A 19914-nucleotide genomic window follows, 5' to 3' on the forward strand; every position below is an offset into this window, starting at 1 on the left:
GTTAGACGTCATTGCGGACATCCCTGCCCGGCCCTAGCGTCGGAAACAGCGCGCCACCCGGGCGCATCCCTTTCCCGACGTACGACCCCGAGGCGGTACACCCATGTCCCGAACCACCCTGCGCGAGCTCAACGGCTTCGACGCGACCCCGGCGGCGCTCGCCGGCTCCACGCTGATCCTGGTCGACTACCAGAACACGTACACCCGCGGCGTGATGGAACTCGACGGCTGGCAGGACTCGCTGGACGCCGCCGCGCGCCTGCTGGCCCGCGCCCGCGAGGCGGGGACCGAGGTCGTCCATGTCATCAACGACGGCGGCGAGGGGACTCCGTACGACATCCGGGCCGAGATCGGGCGGATCCACCCGGCCGTCTCCCCGGCCGACGGCGAGACCGTCGTCGTGAAGAAGGCTCCGGACTCCTTCCACGGCACCGACCTGGGCGAGCACGTCCCGGAGGGCGGGGACGTGGTCATCGCGGGCTGGATGACCCATATGTGCGTGGCGTTCACGGCCCAGGGCGCGTTCCTGCGCGGCAACCGCCCCACGGTCGTCGCCGACGCCTGCGCGACCCGGTCCCTGCCCGTCGCCGGGACCGACCTCGACGCCCGCCAGGTGCACCTCGGCGCGCTGGCCACCATCGGCGACCTGTACGGGGTGGTCGTCCCGACGCAGGAGTCCCTGAGGTAGCCCGGGGGGGCCGGGCCGGAAATCCACGCGCGCCCCGTCCGTACCGCCTGGTAGACCTCCCTGCCATGACTGATCTGGTGACCGAGCGGCTCGTACTGCACCCGATATCCGTGGACGAGGCCGAACGGATGGTGGCGGGCGAACCGGCCGCCGACGCGGCCTGGGAGTCCGGATTCCCGACCGAGGACGACGTGTCCGTGGCCAAGCGCCTCCTGGAACGCTGTGCGACCACCGGCGATCCGCAGCCGTTCGGCCCGTACGTGATCCGCCGCCGCTCGGACCACCGGGTGATCGGCGGCGTGGATTTCCACACCCCTCCGGACGAACACGGCCACGTCACGATCGGCTACGGCATCGTCCCCTCGGCCCGGGGCAGGGGCTACGCCTCCGAAGCTCTCCGCGCCCTGCTGTCGTTCGCCCGCGCCAACGGCGTCGCCACGGTGAAGGGCGACGCCGACCACGACAACATCGCGTCCCACCACGTGATGACGGCGGCGGGCATGCGTCCGGTCGGGGAGGACGAACGCGTGAAGTACTTCGCCGTCTCCTGGTCCGATACGGCGGAGTGAACCCGGCCGGCCGGACGCTCCGCTGTCTCCCGCGTCAGCCCGTGGCACCGCCGCGGTGCCGCAGCACGTTCACCGCCCGGTCGAAGGCCGAGTCCCGCTTCTCGTCGAACTCCTCCTTCGTGAAGACCGGCTCGGTGAGGTGCGGCGGAATGCCTGTGCCGTCGAAGGTCCTGCCCGAGCGGGTCAGGAACTCCTCGTTCGGCAGCCAGGCCGACATGCCGCCCGGCAGCTTGCGCGTCATGACGTCCGAGAAGACCCCCTGTGTGGGCTGCCCGATCCGGACCGTCCTGCCGGGCCGGTCCATGAGGGCCTGGACGAAGGTCTCCCCCGCGCTGAAGGTCGAGCCGCCGGTCAGCACGGCGACCGGCCCGGTGTGGCGGGGGCCCTGGGCGGGGGTGACGTGCACGGGCTGGGGGCGCGTGTGCCCGGAGGGATCGGCGGGGTCGTTGCGGGCCCGCTTGGAGTAGGCGACGTAAGGGGAGTCGGTGAGGCGTTCGGCGATGTGGATTCCCAGGGCGTCGGAGCCGCCGCCGTTGATCCGCAGGTCGATGATCAGGCTCTTCGGGCGCCGGGAGCGTTCCCCGCCGAGGGCGGTGTCCAGAGCCCGGTCGAGCTCGGCCAGTTGGGCGGCGTGGGACGTGTCGTCGCCCGCGTACCCGCCGAAGCCGGAGATCCGCAGATAGCCCTGCCCGCCGGGAAGGTCGGCGTAGGTGATCCGGCCGCCGGCGAAGTCCTGAAGATTGCGGGCGTTCCCGAGGTCGCGCTCCACGATGAACTTCTTGATCCTGGCGTCCAGTTTCCCGTTGGGCACGACGGTGCCGGGACGGGGCCGGGCGAAGACGCGGTCGCCGTCCTGGACGGCGACATGGGCGTCGTGGAGCGGCTCGACCATCTCGCTGAAGACGGCGAACAGCTCGTCCGGGGTCGTTCTGGCGTCCACCGTGGGCCGGTACCGGTCGCGTTGGGCGTGCCAGTCGACGCCCTTGGCGGAGAAGAAGGGGTAGTTCTCCTCGAAGGACTGCCAGAAGACGTCGAAGGCGGCGAGCGGTCCGTCGGGGGCCGTACTGGTGCAGGCTTCGGGCAACTCCGGGATCCGGCTCAGCCTCCGGTCGCCGACGGAGCCGTCCGCCCGCACGGACGCCCGGTCGGGCCCTCCGTCGGTCCACACGGTGAGGACGGTGCCGTCGGGCATGGTGTAGACGCCGGGTCCGGTGCGCTGCGCGGAGTCGCCCGCGATACAGCTGACGGCGGTGGTCTGATACTCCTGGAAGGTGCCGTTCCGGATGGAGAGCACGGTGCCGTAGCCGTCCATGCGCCAGGTTCCGTCGGTGGTCGGCTGGTGGGCGGTGGCGGCCGGCGCGGCTCCACCGGCGAGGGCCAGGGCGACGGCGGCGGCCGTAACAATGCGCACGATCTTGCCTTCTCTGCAGACGACTTGCCGGGACGGATCCACGTTCCCCGACAGGACGCCCTCCCGGCCATCAGGCTGTCCGGATGATCGAGGGTAGGGCCAGCACCCGGTACCGGTGACTCACCCGATCCTTGCGTCGCACGAGTGCCGGGTGGCAGTGTTCGCACGTCCGAAAATGTGTGCCGCCTCCAGTGTGTGCGACCTCCAAAAATCAGGTGGGGATGGACGAGCAGGCGTTCGACGCCTTTTACGCCGGAAGTGTGGGGCGGCTCATCGGCCAGCTGTACGCCATGATCGGTGACCGTGCCGAGGCGCAGGACGTGGTCCAGGAAGCCTTCGTACGGGCCTGGGAGCGCCGGGCCGCACTCGACAAGGACGGTGCGCCGGAGGCGTGGGTGCGTACGGTGGCCTACCGGCTGGCGGTCAGCCGGTGGCGTCGGGTGCGGACCTCCCTCACCTTCGCGAAGCGGCAGGGTCCGCCCCCGGACGTGCCGCCGCCGGACGACCACCATGTGCTGCTGGTAGCGGCGTTGAAGCAGATCCCGGCGGCGCAGCGACGGGTCGTCGTGCTCCACCACCTGTGCGATCTCGAAGTGAAGCAGGTCGCCGAGGAGACCGGCTCCCCCGTCGGCACGGTCAAGGCGCAGCTGAGCCGGGGCCGTACAGCGCTGGCGAGGATTCTGGCCGATACTGAGCTGGATCCGCGGGCGGACCGGGTTTCGGAGGTGGAACGTGGTTGAAGAGACCGGCTTGGACGAGCGGCTGGCCGACCTCGCCGCCGACGGCCGACTGGGCGCCGTGCCGCTGGCCGCCGAGCAGATCCGGGCGCGCGGGGACCGGCGTCGGCGGCGCAAGCGGGCGGCTCGGGCCTCGGGCGGTGTGCTGCTGGCCGCTGCCGTGGTCGTGGGGGGTCTGTCGTTGGTCCGCCCCGGGCCGGAGCCGACCGCCGCCGATCCGAACCCCTCCACGAGCGCTCCCTTGTTCGTTCCCCCGACGCCCGCACCGGGGGAGGAGTACGCGGCCGAACTCGGCTACGTGTACGGCGCGGTGGCGCTCGACGGGGGCCGGGTCCGGGTCACCGTCCAGCAGCTTCGCGACGAGAGGGGGACGGCCGTGCCCACCGGAGTGGTGCACGAGCTGACCCTGCCTGCGGTGACCCCGGTCGAGGTGCGGGACCTGGCCGGGGGGAATCCGGGAGACATGCGGCTGGAAGAGGTCGTGGACCGGCTGCGGACCGGGCCGCGTTGGGCGTTCGCCCTCGACTACGACGGCGAGGGCCGGGTTCAGTCGCTGCGGGAAGCGCACTGGCTGACCGTGGAATGACCTCCGGGAAGTAGCTTCCGGGGCTGACCGGGGCTGGCCGGGGCTGACCGGGGCTGACCGGGCGGTGTTCGGCTCCGGTTGAAGAATTGTTCCGGCCGGATGCAACCGGGCGGGTGGTGCGGGGCGTAGAGACCGTGTCACCCGACCGCACCGGATTCCAGGAGAACGCTGACCATGCACGCCTCACGCCGCCGGGCCACGTTGCGCCTGCTCACCTTCGCCGCCCTCGGCGCCCTCGCCCTCACCGGCTGTGGCGGGACGACCGAGGGACCCTCGGCAACTTCCTCCCCCGTGCCTGCGACGGCCACCGCAACCGCGCCGGCCGCCGAGAAGCCCTTCGCCGGTACCAAGCGGTTCGTGACGACCGACAGGGCCTGGACCGAGGGCGGACTGACCAAGCTGTCCGTGCGGTCCGCCGAGAAGAAGGTGAACACGCGGTTCGACACCTGGGAGATCGTCCCCGGCACGGGGGAATTCGTCACGGTGACCCTGGCGAAGGACGCCCGGGTGCTGCTGACCGTGCCGATTCGCGGCGACGACACCCCGGGAACCAGCGGCGGCGAACCCCTACCGGCCTCGCAGGCCGAATTCGTCACCCTGCTCACGCAGTTGGATCCCCGGACCCGCGAAGGAGCCGGCTTCGATCTGAGCTTCGACGGAGAGGGCCGGGTCACCAAGGTGCAGTCGCTGTACAAGCCGTGAAGGGCGCGATGCGAAAAAAGCCTGACTCGGGTGCAACCCGGTGGGCGGTGCGGGGCGTAGAGAGTGTGCGCCCCAACAACACCGCTCAACACACGTACGTACAGGAGCAGTTGACGATGAACGTTTCCCGCCGCCACTCCGCCGGAGGCTGGCTCACCGCCGTCGCCCTCGGCGCACTCGTCCTGACCGGCTGCGGCCAGGAGCCCTCGGACCGCCTGGAGCCCGCCGCGGCCGCCGGGCCGGCCCCGTCCTCCACGGCCGACGACGCGACGGACCGGACGGACGGGACGGACGACGACCGGACCCATGGCAGCGGGAAGTCCGCCGATCCCGCCGCGAGCGGCGAGAAGGCCTCTCCTTCCGCACGGGCCGACGACCGGACGGGCGACCGGACCAGCGACCGGGCGGACACCGTACGGAAGTCCGCCGCCCCTGCCCCTTCCCCCGCGCCGGACCGCAGGACGGCCGCCCCCACAGCCCCGAGGGACACCTCGGCGACGACCGGCAACGCTCCCTTCGCCGGCACCGCGCAGTTCGTGACCATCAGCAGGGCCTGGACCGGCAACGGGCGCACCTACCTGGACGTTCGGCCCGCCCGGAAGGAGATCAACCCTCGGTTCGACACCTGGGAGATCACCCCGGGCACAGGGCCCTTCACCACCGTGCCCATGGCCGACGACAGCCGGGTGCTGCTGGCGGTCCCGGTCCGCGACGAGGTGGCCGGAACGAGCCGCGCCGAGTTGGTCGCCCACTCCCCGGCCCGGCTCGTCACGCTCATCGGCCGACTGGACCCCACGCTCTCCGGCGGCATCGGGTACGACCTGGTCTTCGACGGCACGGGCCGGGTGACCGGCCTGACGTCGCTGTACCGGCCCTGACGTGCCCCGGATCGTGTCAGCCAGGGGGGCGGCGTCGCCGCCCCCCTGGCTGACACGATCCGGCCATGGGAAACATCTACGACTACTACGCAGCCACCGACGACAGGCACGCCCTCACGCTGTTCGAGGACGACCGCATGGACGACCCCTTCGGCACGCTCGGCCTCAAAGGGGCGGACCCCTACCTGCTTCTCGGGACCGTCGAAGCTCACCTGACAGGAGTGTCCGAGGAGCAGGTGGAAGCCGACCCCCGCTTCTGCGAACCGCTCAACGACGCCGGGAACGAAGGCCCCTGGCTCGTCTCGCTCACGGACGGCCTCCGTGACGCCCTCGCGGCGGCAACCCCGGAGCGCCTCCTGGAGGCCGCCACCGCGTGGACCCGCACGGAGGACGGTGACGGGCAGGACCCGGCGCTCCTGGCCGACTTCCTGGAGCGCCTCGGCGAACTCGCCCGCGACGCCCGGCCGCGACGACGCCTGTACTGCGGCATGTCCCTTTAGGGAACCGCGTATCGGGAAGAGGACCCGTCCGTTCGACCGGGTCGCGCGCCGGTGCGACCCGGTGAACGCCCACGTACCCCGACCGGATCGTCCGCCACCGCGACCTGGTGAAGCGCGACATCAACTACTAAAGAAACAAGAGAAATAACCCCACCCGACCGACCCCCGGCGACCACCTGACGCACCCCAGGGGCCACGTCACCCACACGGGTGAGGTTTTCCAACTCAGCTCGCTTTGGGGTCGGTTGTCCGGCATATGCTCACGCCAGCACCCCACCAGACATAGGTCGGCCCCCGACCGGGACCTGCAATCCCAACCGAGGGCCTGACCACCAAGGAAGTCAGGACCTTCCCCGATGGATACCCAGCAGAATACTGCCCTCACGCGCGCGCTGGCGGAGGTTCCCGGACCTCTGCCCACTTCCGGCGTGATCCACATCGCCATCCCCCACACCGACCGCTTCACGATCGTCGGCAACCACCTCGCCCAGCACCCCGAACTCAGCTGCACCGCAGTCGGCATCGCCGTCCGCATCCAGTCCCTGCCCCAAGGCATCGAAATCGGCATCAAAGCGCTCGCCGCCCGCTGCCGGGAGGGCGAGAAACGCATCGCCGCCGCCCTGCGCGAACTGGAAGCCTTCGGCTACCTCCAACGCGTCCGAGACCGACTGCCCAGCGGCCGGTTCATCACCCGCACCGTCTTCTGCAACCAGCCCACCGCGCTGCTACGCCCCCGCCGCCCGGCAGCCCCGCAACACCCCGCCACACCGGCCCCACACCCGGCCCAGGCACCGGCCGAGGTGCCTACGCCCGCTCCGGCACCGGCCCAGGTGCCCACGTCCGCACCAACACCGACCGAGGTACCCACGCCCGCTCCGGCACCGGCACCCACCCCGCCGCCCGGGCCGGACATGTCCGCGCCCCCGCCCGTACCGCCGCCGCCCCTCTTCGCAGCGCACCCGGCCCCCCTCTTCGTACCGCTGGTACCGCCCCCGACCGCACCCAAGCCACCACCCGCACCCCTCCCCCGGCCGGACGAACCCACCCCGGAACTGAACCGCGCCGCCACCGCACTCCTCAGCGACCTACGCCGTCACGCACCCCAGCTCACACTCTCCGAAACCGACATCCGCCACCTCGTACCCGGCGTCGCCGCCTGGCTCGAACGGGCCACCCACCCCGACGCCATCCGCCGCACCCTCACCACCGACCTGCCCCACCCGCTCAGGCTCCCCGCCAAACTCCTCAAACACCGGCTGACCGCCCTGCTGCCCCCACCACTGCCCGGCGCCCACGACCTGACCGCCCCGGCACGCCCCCGCATCACCGTCACGCCCTTCCAGACCTGCGACGACTGCGACCGCGCCTTCCGCTCCCCCACCCCCGGCCACTGCCGCGACTGCCGCGAACACCGGGAACACCGGGAACACCGAAGCGAAGCCACACGGACCGCCGCCTGACCGGGAGCACCGGCGACGTCCTACGAAGGCGCGTTCCCCGCCCGGCTCCACTCCCGCACCCGACGCCTCATGTTCCGGACGGAGATCGCGACCGCGATCAGGACCGGGGTTCCCGCGGCGATCCCGATCCAGAGCACGAGCGCGAGGTAGCCGTAGGCTGCGTCGCGCGTGTCCTGGTCCGCCCATACGAGGAAGACGATGCTCATCACGAGCGCGAACGCCATGAGGACGGCGGCGACGACGACGGCCCAGGTGAGGACGACCGCCCAGCGCCGGTAGGAAGCGGTCACCTCACGGGCCCGCGGTTGCGCGTACACCCTGGGGGGCGCACCGTGCGGCGCGACGGGCGGCGGGCCCCAGCGCGGGGGAGGCTGTTGGTCGGACATGGGGCCCAGTTCTACTGTGCCCCGACCCGGAACACCACCCTCACGTCTTCAGGCCGTCCCACATGTCGGCGCTGAAACTGCCCACCAGGGCGACCAGCGCCGCCCCGAGCCGCCAGTCCGTCTCCGGCGCGTGGAGATGCAGCTTGCTTCCCCGGGACCTGAACTCCAGGGGCATCCTGCCGCCCGCACGCCATCGGATGCGCCGGGGGGCGCGTGCGGCGCCGCCCTCGTTGCCGGGGACGCCGTCGAGGACGGAGAAGATGACGATGACCACCATCAGGGGCAGACACAGCCACCACACGAACCACCACACGATCCGGCCCTTGTAGCCCACCGCCTCGGGGCCGCCGGCCGGGGTCACGGTCCAGCGCGCGCGGAGGCCCCTGCCCCGGAACGCCTTCTCGCGCACGATCGTGCCGAGGTGCTCGCCGTGCGCGCCGAGGACGTGGAAGGTGGCGACGCCACCGGCGGCGGACTCGGTCACCACCGTGGCCACCCGCTCCCGGCGGTCCTCGTCGGCCCAGAGCACGAAGGAACGGACGCCGCTCTTGCGGGCCGCGAGATAGGCGGGTATGCCACCCGGCGGCAGCTCGCGCTCCGGGTACGCGACCATGCGGGGCGGTCCCGAACCGTCGGAGAAGTCGATCGCGTTCGCGACCGTGGTGGACACGAGTTTCCGGTTCCTCCGCCGGGCGCCGTTCATCCGCAGTACGTTGCTCACCCGGTGGCTCCTCAAGGGCTGCTGAAGGGGTACGTCCGGCCGTCGACTGCCCACTCTATGGGCTGGATCCGGTCGGTCGGCCGGATCGGGTCGGCCCGATCGGCCACCGGCCCGGACGGAGCAGACGAGAAAGGGGCGGCAGGCCCGAAGGCCCACCGCCCCTTCACCCGGAGGGAGTTACTGGATGACCGTGATCCGGTCCGTCGCCGGCGGGGCCAGCGGGGCGGCGGCCGTGGAGTGGGCCGCCAGGTAGGCGTTGAACAGGTCCAGGTCGGAGGCGCCGACCAGCTTGTTCGTTCCCTCGCCGAGGGCCGCGAAGCCGTCGCCGCCGCCCGCGAGGAACTCGTTCATCGCGACGCGGTAGGTGCGCGCCGGGTCGATCGCCTCGCCGTTGAGCTTGATGGTGTCGGCGACCACGCGGTCCGCGCCGCTCTTCGTCAGGTCGAGGGTGTAGGTGAGCCCCTTGGAGACCTGCAGAATCTTCGGGCTGGCCTGGTTGGAGCCGCTGACCTGCTGCTGGAGCGCGGTGACCAGCTGGGCGCCGGTCAGGTCGACGACGTTCATCATGTTGGTGAACGGCTGCACGGTGAACGCCTCGCCGTAGGTGACGACTCCGTCGCCCTCACTGCCGGACGCCTTGTGCACCAGGTCCGCGCGGATGCCGCCCGGGTTCATGAACGCGACTTCCGCGCCGCCCTTGTCGGCCGGGGCGAGGCCTTCGAGCTGGGCGTCGGCGATGACGTTGCCGAGCGGCTTCTCGGGGGCCGTGGAGCCGCGGCCGTTGATGTCGGCGCTGATCCAGCCCTGCGGCTTGCTCGCGATCGGGGCGGCGAGCTTGTTCCAGCGGTCGATCAGGCGCGTCATGTCGGTGGCCTTGGCCTGGTCCCGGGTCACGACGTGGTTCGCGGACTTCACCGACGTACGGACGATGTCCTTGGTGCGGCGGTCGTAGGTGAGCGTGGTGTCCGTGTACAGCTTGCCGAACGAGGAGGCCGAGGTGACCATGCGCGGCTTGCCCGACGGGTCCGGGACGGTGCAGACGTACGCCTGGTGGGTGTGGCCCGTGACCAGGGCGTCCACCTTCGGCGTGATGCCCTTCGCGATGTCGACGATCGGGCCGGAGATGCCGTCGCCCGCGCCGGGGCTGTCGCAGTCGTAGTTGTACGAGGTGGAGGCCGGGGCCCCGCCCTCGTGGATCAGCGCGACGATGGACTTGACGCCCTTGCGGTCCAGCTCGCGGGCGTACTTGTTGATCGTCTCGACCTCGTCGTGGAACTTGAGGCCCTTGACGCCGTTCGCGGTGACGATGTCCGGAGTGCCCTCCAGCGTCACGCCGATGAAGCCGATCTTGACACCGTTCTTCTTCCAGACGGTGTACGGCTTCAGGAGCGGCCTGCCGGTCTTCTCCTTGGTCACGTTGGCCGCGAGGTAGGGGAAGTCCGCTCCCTTGAACTTCTTGCCCTTCTCGTAGCAGCCCTCGACCGGGTGGCAGCCGCCGTTCTGGAGGCGGGCCAGCTCGGCCGCGCCCTCGTCGAACTCGTGGTTGCCGACCGCCGTGACGTCCAGGTCGAGGCCGTTCAGCGCCTCGATCGTCGGCTCGTCGTGGAAGAGACCCGACAGCAGCGGGCTCGCGCCGACCATGTCGCCGCCGGCCGCCGTGACGGAGTACGGGTTGCCCTTGCGCGCGGTGCGCAGCGAGGTCGCCAGGTACTCGACGCCACCGGCCGGGATCGCCTTCACCGTGCCGTCGGGCTGCGTCTCGGAGACGTTGCCCGCCGAACCGGCCGGCGGCTCCAGGTTGCCGTGCAGGTCGTTGAACGACAGCAACTGCACGTCGACGGTACGGGGCTTGTGCCCGTGGCCGTGGCCGTGCCCGTGGCCCCGGTCCTGGGCGCCGGCCGGCATCGCGGCGACGAGCGCGCCCACGGTGGCCAGACCGGCCGCGGCGGCGAGCACCCGCCGTGTCGCACGGTTCTTCTGCGGAGTCGCTGACATCGGTCCCCTTGTGTGTCAGTGCTGTCGGTGGTGGCAGTCGTGTCGCTGGTGTCACGTCTGGGATCCTGCGTGCCGCAGCCTAGAGTCAACGCGCGTAGCGCAACAGGTGTTCGGGGTTACGGACTGGTTGCCATCCGGCCAAATGGCCCGTCAGGAAACCTCCCGATCCACCCATAACACCCGCATAGCACCCACATCGCGCCACCATCGCCCCCACATGCCCGTCCGACAGGTCGCCGACGCCGCCACCCGGCGCACCGCTCGCCGTACGCTCGGAGGCATGACGACTGACGCACCCCTCCCCGCTCCCGGACGCGAGGTCCACACCCTCGACGCACTCGACTCCGCGCAGGCCGACGCCGTCCTCGCCCTGCTCGCCGATGCCGCCCGGTCGGACGGCCGGCAGGCGGTCTCCGAGCAGGGCAGGCTCCGGATCCGGGGCGGACACCGCGACGGCGTACGGCACCTCCTCCTCACCGTCGACGACACGCTCGTCGGGTACGCCCAGCTGGAGGACACCGACCCGGTCGAGGCCCCGGCCGCCGAGCTGGTCGTCCACCCCGACCGGCGCGGCCACGGGCACGGCCGGGCGCTCGGCGCGGCCCTCCTCGCCGCGACCGGCAAGCGGCTGCGGGTCTGGGCGCACGGCGGCAGCTCCGCGGCCCGTCATCTGGCCCAGGTCCTCGGCCTCTCCCTCTTCCGCGAGCTGCGCCAGCTCCGGCGGAGCCTGATCCCGCTCGACCTGGCGGACCCGGTGCTGCCCGAGGGCGTCACCGTACGGACCTTCGAGCCGGGCCGTGACGACGCCGCCTGGCTCGCGGTGAACCGCGCCGCTTTCGCTCACCACCCCGAGCAGGGGTCCCTGACCCAGCAGGACCTGGACGACCGCAAGGCGGAGCCCTGGTTCGACCCGAAGGGCTTCTTCCTGGCCGAGCGGGACGGGGAGATCGTCGGCTTCCACTGGACGAAGGTGCACGCCGAGGAACGGATCGGCGAGGTGTACGTGGTCGGCGTCCTGCCCGAGGCCCAGGGCGGCGGCCTCGGCAAGGCGCTGACCTCGATCGGCCTGCACCACCTGGCCGCCGAGACGCTGCCCACCGCGATGCTCTACGTGGACGCGGACAACACGGCGGCCGTGACGGTGTACGAGCGCATGGGCTTCACCACGCACGAGGTGGACCTGATGTACCGCACGGAGTCCTGAACCCTCCGTCAGACGGTCCCGGGGCGGCGTCACTTGACGCCGCCCCTTCTTTGCACCACCCTTTCACTACTCAATTAGTGAAAGGGTGGTGCAGCGCATGACAGCCGAATCCGCAGCGGTCGAGTTCCGCATCGACCGGCGCAGCGGCGTCGCCACCTACCTCCAGATCGTCCAGCAGACGAAGCAGGCCCTGCGCCTCGGCGTGCTCGAACCGGGCGATCGGCTGCCGACCGCCCGCGAGGTCGTGGAAGCCACCGCGATCAACCCGAACACCGTCCTCAAGGCCTACCGCGAGCTGGAGCGCGAAGGCCTCGTCGAGGCCCGTCGCGGGCTCGGCACCTTCATCCGCAGGACGCTGGGCACGCTGGGCGGCGCGGCCGACGCGACCGCCGCCGACGCGCCGCTGCGCACCGAACTCGCCGACTGGGCCCGCCGGGCCCGGGAGGCCGGCCTGGAGAAGGACGACGTCGGCGCGCTCTTCACCGCCGTACTGGACAGCACGTACAAGGGGGACGAGGAACGATGACCGGCGTCGCGATCGAGGCACACGGCCTCGGAAAGATCTACGGGCGCGGGAGCGGCGGCCACCGCGCCCTGCACGACTGCTCGTTCCGGCTGCCCGCCGGCCGCGTCTGCGCCCTCGTCGGGCCCAACGGCGCGGGCAAGTCGACCCTGCTGAACCTGGCGGCCGGGCTGGACCGCCCCAGCTCCGGGTCCCTCACCGTCCTCGGCTCCACCGTCCCCGGCGACGTACGCGACCGCATCGCCTTCGTCCCCCAGGACAAGCCGCTGTACCCGCAGCTCTCGGTCGCCGACACGCTGTGGGCCGGGGCCGAGCTGAACCCCGGGCGCTGGGACCGCGCCACCGCCGACCGGATCGCCGGACCGCTGCCGCGGAACGCCCGCGTCCGCACCCTCTCCGGCGGGCAGCGCACCCGGCTCGCACTGGCCCTCGCGCTCGGCAAGCGGCCCGAACTGATGCTGCTGGACGAGCCGATGGCCGACCTCGACCCGCTCGCCCGGAACGAGCTGATGGGCGTCCTGATGGCGGAGACCGCCGAGCACGGCACCGGCATCGTGATGTCCTCGCACATCCTCACCGAGCTGGAGGGCGCCTGCGACTACCTCCTGTTCGTCGACGGCGGGCGCGTCCGGCTCGGCGGCGAGAGCGACGACATCGTCGGCGCGCACGCCCTGCTCACCGGCCTGGCCCGCGACCTGGCCCCGCACACCGTCGTCGAATCCCGTACGACGGGACGTCAGCTCACCGCGCTCGTCAGGAAGGAGGGCCCCGTGGACACCACCGCCTGGGCCGTCACGGAACCGTCCCTGGAGGAGCTGCTGCTCGCCCACCTCCGCTCCCCGGACGCCCCGCCGCTGCTGACGCCGAGCGCTTCGGCCGGAACGCGTGCGGAGGTGACGTCCGCGTGAGCACCCTCACCCGCCCGAAGACCGACACCGTCACCACGGCCCCCACCACCCTGCGCGGGCCCGTCCGGGTGCTGCTGCGCCTGCACCGCAAGGCCCTGTGGGCGGGCGCCGCCCTGCTGGTCATCGGCATCGGCATCGTCGTCGCGCTCAGCGTCTGGATGGCGTCCTCCCCGGTGCGGTGCGCCGACGGCGACACCACCCGGTGCGGCGACGACATCTACGTCTCCAGCTACGCCCACACGTCCACCGAGACCTTCCTGACCGACGGTGGTGCGGTGCTGGTCCTCCTGGCCGCGCTCATCGGAGTCTTCGTGGCGGGCCCGCTGATCGCCCGCGAGCTGGAGAGCGGCACCTTCCGGCTGGCCTGGGCGCAGTCGGTCTCCCCCACCCAGTGGCTCGCCGCCCGGCTGGCCGTACCCGCCGCACTCACGGTCACCGGCCTGATGGTCCTGGTCATCGTCTACCGCTGGGGGCTCTGGGCTCTCCGGGCGGGCCCGAACAGCCCGGGGCTCAGATGGCACGCCGAGGGTGTGTACCCCGGCACCGGGCCCGCGGTCCTCGGCTACGCGCTGCTGGCCGTCGCGGTCGGGGCGTTGTGCGCGGTGCTCGTCCGCCGCACCCTGCTGTCCATGTCCCTGAGCGCGCTCGTGCTCGCGGCGGTGGGCATCGGCCTCAGCACATGGCGGTACCTGCTGTGGCCCGCCGCCCTCCGTCAGGGCGAGGGCCCCAAGCTGCTGCGTGACAGCGACTGGCACCTGGAAGGCGGCATGCTCACAGCGTCGGGCAGCAAGGTGTACTGGCGGGACTGCTACCACGCCGGCTCGGTGGAGGGCTACGACGCCTGTATGCGCGACCGGGGCGGGGTGACCCCGTTCGCCGAGGTGCACCCCGCCTCCCACTACTGGCCCCTCCAGCTCGTCGAGACCGGCATCCTGCTCGCCCTCGCCGCCCTCGCCGTGTTCGCCGCCTTCCGGGTCCTGCGCCGACTGCACGGCTGACCGCCCACCCGGCAGAGACCCGCCGTCCGGGCCCCGCGAGGGGTGGGCCCGGACGGCGAGCACGTGGGGCCGCCCCTGAGGGGGGCCAGCGCGCCGAACACATACGCCCCCGAGAAGAGCCCGGCGCGGCGAACACGTACAGTCACCACGAGGCCCACCCGCAGGCACACCGCTTCCTGTACGTCATGTCGCCGTTACCGGCCATTCAGACGTCCTTGCGACCCTCACGGGATGCAGCCAGCTGTGCCCGCCCCCCGCCGCAACGGGAGAGCCCGGGGAAACGCCACTCACGGCACCCCCGGCCGTGACCCGGGGTTTCCCGGTCCTTCCGCGATCTTTCCGGGCTCCGACGCGCCTGAGGAGCGCTCCGCGCGGAACAATAGGTCCATGAGCCAGCAGCCCAGCTCCGAGGTCCCGGTCCAGCCCGCCGCCCAGCCGTCCGTCGGCTCACTCGCCGCGCACCGGCCGCACGCCACCCCGTCGTCCAACGGGGTCGGCTTCTCCACCGCCGCCGATCTGGATCCCGATCTGGACGCCGACGCGGACGCCTACGAGCCCGACCGGGACGGCGACGAGCTGCCCCAGGGCCGCTTCCTGGACCGCGAACGCAGCTGGCTCGCGTTCAACGAACGGGTCCTGGAACTGGCCGAGGACCCGGCCACGCCCATCCTGGAGCGGGCCAACTTCCTCGCCATCTTCGCGTCGAACCTGGACGAGTTCTTCATGGTCCGGGTCGCCGGCCTCAAGCGCCGCATCGCCACCGGCGTCGCCACCCGCTCCGCCTCCGGCCTCCAGCCCCGCGAGGTCCTCGACCTCATCTGGACCCGCTCGCGCGAGCTCATGGCCCGGCACGCCGCCTGCTACCAGCAGGACATCGCCCCGGACCTGTCCGACGAGGGCATCCAGCTGATCCGCTGGCCGGACCTGACCGAGAAGGAGCAGGCCCGCCTGTTCACCTTCTTCCGGCAGCGCGTCTTCCCGGTCCTGACCCCGCTGGCCGTCGACCCCGCGCACCCCTTCCCGTACATCTCCGGGCTCTCCCTCAACCTCGCCGTCGTCGTCCGCAACCCGGTCAGCGGCCACCGCCACTTCGCCCGGGTCAAGGTCCCGCCGCTGCTGACCCGCTTCCTGGAGGCCTCGCCCCAGCGGTACGTGCCCATCGAGGACATCATCGCGGCGCACCTGGAGGAGCTGTTCCCCGGCATGGAGGTGCTGGCGCACCACATGTTCCGCGTCACCAGGAACGAGGACCTGGAGGTCGAGGAGGACGACGCGGAGAACCTCCTCCAGGCCCTGGAGAAGGAGCTCATGCGCCGCCGGTTCGGCCCGCCGGTGCGCCTGGAGGTCGAGGAGTCCATCGACCCGTACGTCCTGGACCTGCTGGTCCGCGAGCTGAAGGTGTCCGACGCGGAGGTCTACCCGCTGCCCGGACCGCTCGACCTGACCGGACTGTTCGCCATCGCCTCGCTGGACCGGCCGGAGCTGAAGTTCCCCAAGTTCATCGCGGGCACCCACCGGGACCTGGCCGAGGTGGAGTCCGCCTCGGCGCCCGACATCTTCGCCGCCCTGCGCGAACGCGACGTCCTGCTCCACCACCCGTACGACTCGTTCTCCACCTCCGTCCAGGCGTTCCTGGAGCAGGCGGCGGGCGACCCGGACGTGCTGGCGATCAAGCAGACGCTGTACCGCACCTCCGGCGACTCCCCGATAGTGGACGCCCTCATCGACGCCGCCGAGTCCGGCAAGCAGGTCCTCGTCCTCGTCGAGATCAAGGCCCGCTTCGACGAGCAGGCCAACATCAAGTGGGCCCGCAAGCTGGAGGAGGCCGGCTGCCACGTCGTCTACGGCCTCGTCGGGCTGAAGACCCACTGCAAGCTCTCCCTCGTCGTCCGCCAGGAGGGCGACACGCTGCGCCGCTACTCCCACGTCGGCACCGGCAACTACCACCCCAAGACGGCCCGGCTGTACGAGGACCTCGGCCTGCTCACGGCCGACCCGCAGGTCGGGGCGGACCTCTCCGACCTGTTCAACCGGCTCTCCGGCTACTCCCGCCGCGAGACCTACCGCCGCCTCCTGGTCGCCCCGAAGTCCCTGCGCGACGGGCTGATCGCCCGGATCAACAAGGAGATCGCCCACCACCGGGCGGGCCGCCCCGCCTACGTCCGGTTCAAGGTCAACTCGATGGTCGACGAAGCGATCATCGACGCCTGCTACCGGGCCGCCCAGGCGGGCGTCCCCGTCGACATCTGGGTGCGCGGGATCTGCGCGATCCGCCCCGGCGTCGCCGGACTCTCCGAGAACATCCGGGTCCGCTCCATACTCGGCCGCTTCCTCGAACACTCCCGGGTCTTCTCCTTCGGCAACGGCGGCGAGCCCGAGGTGTGGTTCGGCAGCGCCGACATGATGCACCGCAACCTCGACCGCCGGATCGAAGCCCTGGTCCGGGTCACCGACCCCGCCCACCGCGCCGCACTCAGCCGACTCCTGGAGACCGGTATGGCCGACACCACCGCCTCCTGGCACCTGGGCCCCGACGGGAACTGGACCCGGCACGCCACGGACGCGGACGGCCAGCCGCTGCGGCACGTCCAGGAAATGCTCATCGAAGCCCGGAGGCGCAGGCGTGCGACGCCCTGACCAGCAGACGACGACCCGGCCGACGCCGGACGCGGCCCCCGGCACCACACCGGACACGCCGCCCGCCGAGGCCACGGGTCCGGGGACGCGACGCACCGCCGACGCCGGCGGTGCGGCTCGCTCCCCGGACCCGGCCGGACCCCGCCCCGCCGGGGACCTGACCACGGAGGCGGCCCTCGCGCCCTACCTCCGGGGACAGGCCGCCGAGTTCCTGCGGAGCCTGCGCCTGCACCACGAGCACAGCGCCCCCGCGGACTCCGGCGGCCACGACGCGGCGGCCGCCACCCGCGCGCTGCGCCGCTCGGCCCGCCGGATCAGCGGCTCCCTGCACACCTTCCGGGCCGCGCTCGACCCGCTCTGGGCCGATCAGCTCCGCGCCGAGCTGGCCTGGCTCTCCGGCATCCTCGCCCGCGAGCACGCCTACGCGAACCGCCTCACCCGGCTCGTCGAGGCCCTGCACCAGCTCTCGGGCCCGGCCCTCCCCGCCGCCCGGGGCGTCCGCGCCGCCGGGGAGAGCGCCACCTCCGACGCCCAGGGCCGCGCCGCCCTCGGGGTCGGGGCCGCGCGGGCCGGGGCGCTCCTGGAACGCCGGCTCACCCTCGCCCGGACCCGGTCCCACTCCGCGGCCCTCCAGGCGCTCGGCTCCTCCCGCTTCCACGCGGTCGCCGACGCCGTCGCGCTCCTGGCCTCCGACGTCCCCCTGGCCCCCGGCACCGCGGGCCGGACCGCCGAGGCCCTCCTGGAGCCCGCCGAACGCGCCGAGCAACGCCTCCTCACCGCCGTGGCCGCCCTGCCGCCCGACGACACGGAGCCGTACAACGAGGCACAGGACGCGGCGTGGCACCAGGCCCGCCTGCTGCTGCGGCTGCACCGGTACGCCCACGAGGTCGTCCTCGGCGCCGCCGACCCGGCCCTGACCGGCGCGGGCCACGCCCTCGACCTGCACCGGGACGCCGTGGAGGCGGCCGGGGCCGCGGCAGCCGCGGCCCGCACCCCCCGGATCGCCCCGGCCACGGCGTACGCGCTGGGCGTGCTCCACGCGGACCAGCGCCACGAGGTGGAGGCCGCGCGGACGGTGTTCCGGGAGACCTGGCCGTACGCCGCGGCCCTGAGCACCCCATGAGCGGGGGGCCCGCGCACCGCGCGCCCGGGGAGCACCCCACGCGGACCGGCACCGTCCTGGCCGCGGGCTGCGTCCTGTGGCGCCGCGCCCCGGACGGGGACGGGGACGACGTGGAGGTCTGTCTGGTCCACCGGCCCCGCTACGACGACTGGTCCTTCCCCAAGGGCAAGCTGAAGCGCGGCGAGGAGCCGCTGGCCGCCGCCGTACGGGAGGTGCTGGAGGAGACCGGCCACCACTGCGCCCCGGGGGACCGGCTGCCGACCTCCCGCTATGCGGTGGACGGCCGGCCCAAGGAGGTCGCCTACTGGGCGGCCGAGGCGACGGGCGGCTCCTTCACCGCCAACGACGAGGTGGACCGCATCCTGTGGCTGACCCCCGACGCCGCCCGCGTCCGGCTCACCCGGCCCCGCGACGTCCGGCAGCTGATCGCCCTGCTGGACGCCCTCGCCGCGTCCTGACCACCGCTCCGGACCCGCCCCGCACCCGCCTGCCCGACACGGTTCACCTGCCGTTCACCCTCTCCCGTCGGCGGCTTCACCTGTTCTGCCTAATTTCGGACGTACACGGTGCGCGGCGGCAAGCCACAGCACCGCTCCTCATCGCACGCCGTCGTAGAACGAACTGACCACGGCGGCTCCTGGAAGGAACACCCGAAAGTGAAGCTTCAGCGCAAGAACCGGCTTCGTGCCACCGCGCTCGGTGCCCTCGCCGTCTCCGGCGCCCTGGTCCTCACGGCGTGCGGTTCGGACGACAACACCGGTGGCGGTACGGCCGGGACGGGCGAGAAGACGACCGCCGCGTCGAACGTCGACTGCGGCAAGGCCAAGGGCCAGCTGCGCGCCTCCGGCTCCAGCGCTCAGAAGAACGCCATGGACCTCTGGGTCAAGAACTACATGGCCGCTTGCTCCGGCGTGGAGATCAACTACAACTCCTCCTCCTCCGGCGAGGGCATCGTCGCCTTCAACCAGGGCACCGTCGGCTTCGCCGGCTCCGACTCGGCGCTGAAGCCCGAAGAGGTCGCCGACTCCAAGAAGATGTGCAAGACCGGCCAGGGCATCAACCTCCCGATGGTCGGCGGCCCGGTCGCGATCGGCTTCCACCTGGAAGGCGTCGACGCCCTCACGCTGGACGCCCCGACCCTCGCCAAGATCTTCGACAGCAAGATCAAGAAGTGGAACGACCCGGCGATCGCCAAGCTGAACGACGGCGTGAAGCTGCCGGACAAGGCGATCCAGGCCTTCCACCGCTCCGAGGACTCCGGCACCACGCAGAACCTCGGCAAGTACCTCGGCGCGGCCGCCCCGAGCGACTGGAAGTACGAGGCCGAGAAGAAGTGGCCGGCCCCCGGTGGCCAGGCCGCGTCCGGCTCCTCCGGCGTCGCCGCCCAGGTCAAGCAGGTCGACGGCGCGATCGGCTACTTCGAGCTCTCCTACGCCAAGTCCCAGTCCATCCCGACCGTGGACATCAACACCGGTGGCGCCACCCCGGTGAAGGCCACCTCGGAGAACGCCTCCAAGGCCATCGCCGCCGCCAAGATCAAGGGCACCGGCAAGGACCTGGCGCTCGACCTCGACTACACCACCAAGGCCGAGGGCGCCTACCCGCTGGTCCTGGTGACGTACGAGGTCGTCTGCGACACCGGCAACAAGCCCGAGACGCTCGACACCGTCAAGTCCTTCCTCTCCTACACCGCCTCCGACGACGGCCAGAAGATCCTGACCGACGCCGGCTACGCCCCGATCCCGGCCGAGATCAACGCCAAGGTCCGCGAGACCATCGGCTCCCTCTCGTAACACCCGGGGCGGCCGGGCCCTCCCGGCCCGGCCGCCCACCGGCGCAACCCGTCACCGGCGCCCCGCGCCACCGACGTCACGCGCCACCGGCAGGC

Annotated in this window: 20 protein-coding genes; 16 read left to right on the plus strand and 4 right to left on the minus strand. The window is 72.1% G+C overall.

Annotation, left to right across the window (positions count from 1 at the left end):
• Positions 1-103: 103 nt before the first annotated feature.
• The gene (locus tag IE272_RS25890) at positions 104-688 is read left to right on the plus strand and encodes an isochorismatase family protein (RefSeq protein ID WP_098891978.1); all 585 of its coding nucleotides are present in this window, start codon (positions 104-106) and stop codon (positions 686-688) included.
• 65 nt (positions 689-753) lie between these two features.
• Complete coding sequence (locus IE272_RS25895; RefSeq protein ID WP_190008196.1) at positions 754-1257, plus strand: GNAT family N-acetyltransferase; 504 nt, start codon at positions 754-756, stop codon at positions 1255-1257.
• 34 nt (positions 1258-1291) lie between these two features.
• Here IE272_RS25895 and IE272_RS25900 read toward each other — a convergent pair whose 3' ends face one another.
• A complete protein-coding gene (locus IE272_RS25900; RefSeq protein WP_190008198.1) occupies positions 1292-2668 on the minus strand; it encodes a S41 family peptidase in 1377 nt (458 codons plus the stop codon).
• 221 nt (positions 2669-2889) lie between these two features.
• Between IE272_RS25900 and IE272_RS25905 the strand changes: the two genes are divergently transcribed.
• From IE272_RS25905 to IE272_RS25930, 6 genes are all read left to right on the plus strand, one after another.
• Positions 2890-3408 (plus strand): SigE family RNA polymerase sigma factor, encoded by a 519-nt coding sequence (locus IE272_RS25905; protein WP_056699991.1) that lies wholly within the window; start codon positions 2890-2892, stop codon positions 3406-3408.
• Positions 3401-3991 (plus strand): hypothetical protein, encoded by a 591-nt coding sequence (locus tag IE272_RS25910; protein ID WP_050356849.1) that lies wholly within the window; start codon positions 3401-3403, stop codon positions 3989-3991. Before IE272_RS25905 ends, IE272_RS25910 begins: the two co-directional genes overlap by 8 nt.
• 174 nt (positions 3992-4165) lie before the next feature.
• Positions 4166-4693 carry a hypothetical protein gene (locus IE272_RS25915; RefSeq protein WP_056699997.1) on the plus strand — a complete coding sequence of 176 codons (528 nt, stop codon included), beginning with the start codon at positions 4166-4168 and terminating at the stop codon, positions 4691-4693.
• 116 nt (positions 4694-4809) lie between these two features.
• Positions 4810-5571, plus strand: a complete 762-nt coding sequence (locus tag IE272_RS25920) for a hypothetical protein (protein WP_050356851.1) — start codon at positions 4810-4812, stop codon at positions 5569-5571.
• A gap of 65 nt (positions 5572-5636) precedes the next feature.
• Entirely contained in the window at positions 5637-6071 is a 435-nt protein-coding gene (locus tag IE272_RS25925) for a hypothetical protein (protein WP_056700001.1), read from the plus strand.
• Between the two features lie 356 nt (positions 6072-6427).
• Positions 6428-7531: a hypothetical protein gene (locus tag IE272_RS25930; protein WP_190008199.1), complete on the plus strand. Its 1104-nt coding sequence runs from the start codon at positions 6428-6430 to the stop codon at positions 7529-7531.
• 20 nt (positions 7532-7551) lie between these two features.
• On the opposite strand, the gene IE272_RS25935 is transcribed toward IE272_RS25930, so the two are convergent.
• From IE272_RS25935 to IE272_RS25945, 3 genes are all read right to left on the minus strand, one after another.
• Positions 7552-7917 carry a hypothetical protein gene (locus IE272_RS25935; protein ID WP_229897645.1) on the minus strand — a complete coding sequence of 122 codons (366 nt, stop codon included), beginning with the start codon at positions 7915-7917 and terminating at the stop codon, positions 7552-7554.
• A 40-nt stretch (positions 7918-7957) separates the two neighbouring features.
• On the minus strand, positions 7958-8638 hold the full coding sequence (locus IE272_RS25940; RefSeq protein ID WP_179890739.1) for a hypothetical protein: 681 nt from the start codon (positions 8636-8638) through the stop codon (positions 7958-7960).
• 177 nt (positions 8639-8815) lie between these two features.
• A complete protein-coding gene (locus IE272_RS25945) occupies positions 8816-10633 on the minus strand; it encodes a bifunctional metallophosphatase/5'-nucleotidase (RefSeq protein ID WP_050356854.1) in 1818 nt (605 codons plus the stop codon).
• Between the two features lie 280 nt (positions 10634-10913).
• Between IE272_RS25945 and mshD the strand changes: the two genes are divergently transcribed.
• The 8 genes from mshD (at position 10914) to pstS (ending at position 19819) form a co-directional block, all read left to right on the plus strand.
• On the plus strand, positions 10914-11837 hold the full coding sequence (gene mshD, locus IE272_RS25950; protein WP_190008201.1) for a mycothiol synthase: 924 nt from the start codon (positions 10914-10916) through the stop codon (positions 11835-11837).
• Between the two features lie 97 nt (positions 11838-11934).
• Positions 11935-12363, plus strand: coding sequence for a GntR family transcriptional regulator (locus IE272_RS25955; RefSeq protein ID WP_050356892.1), 429 nt, complete (start codon positions 11935-11937; stop codon positions 12361-12363).
• On the plus strand, positions 12360-13268 hold the full coding sequence (locus IE272_RS25960) for an ABC transporter ATP-binding protein (RefSeq protein WP_190008203.1): 909 nt from the start codon (positions 12360-12362) through the stop codon (positions 13266-13268). The genes IE272_RS25955 and IE272_RS25960 overlap by 4 nt, the downstream gene beginning before the upstream one ends.
• The gene (locus tag IE272_RS25965) at positions 13265-14266 is read left to right on the plus strand and encodes an ABC transporter permease (protein WP_050356857.1); all 1002 of its coding nucleotides are present in this window, start codon (positions 13265-13267) and stop codon (positions 14264-14266) included. The genes IE272_RS25960 and IE272_RS25965 overlap by 4 nt, the downstream gene beginning before the upstream one ends.
• 387 nt (positions 14267-14653) lie before the next feature.
• Positions 14654-16903, plus strand: coding sequence for an RNA degradosome polyphosphate kinase (locus IE272_RS25970; protein ID WP_050356858.1), 2250 nt, complete (start codon positions 14654-14656; stop codon positions 16901-16903).
• A complete protein-coding gene (locus tag IE272_RS25975; RefSeq protein WP_050356859.1) occupies positions 16890-18026 on the plus strand; it encodes a CHAD domain-containing protein in 1137 nt (378 codons plus the stop codon). The genes IE272_RS25970 and IE272_RS25975 overlap by 14 nt, the downstream gene beginning before the upstream one ends.
• Entirely contained in the window at positions 18023-18484 is a 462-nt protein-coding gene (locus IE272_RS25980) for an NUDIX hydrolase (protein WP_050356860.1), read from the plus strand. The genes IE272_RS25975 and IE272_RS25980 overlap by 4 nt, the downstream gene beginning before the upstream one ends.
• Positions 18485-18682: 198 nt before the next feature.
• The gene (gene pstS / locus IE272_RS25985; protein WP_050356861.1) at positions 18683-19819 is read left to right on the plus strand and encodes a phosphate ABC transporter substrate-binding protein PstS; all 1137 of its coding nucleotides are present in this window, start codon (positions 18683-18685) and stop codon (positions 19817-19819) included.
• The last annotated feature ends 95 nt before the right edge of the window (positions 19820-19914 follow it).

The organism is Streptomyces anulatus, assembly GCF_014650675.1.
GTDB lineage: Bacteria > Actinomycetota > Actinomycetes > Streptomycetales > Streptomycetaceae > Streptomyces > Streptomyces anulatus.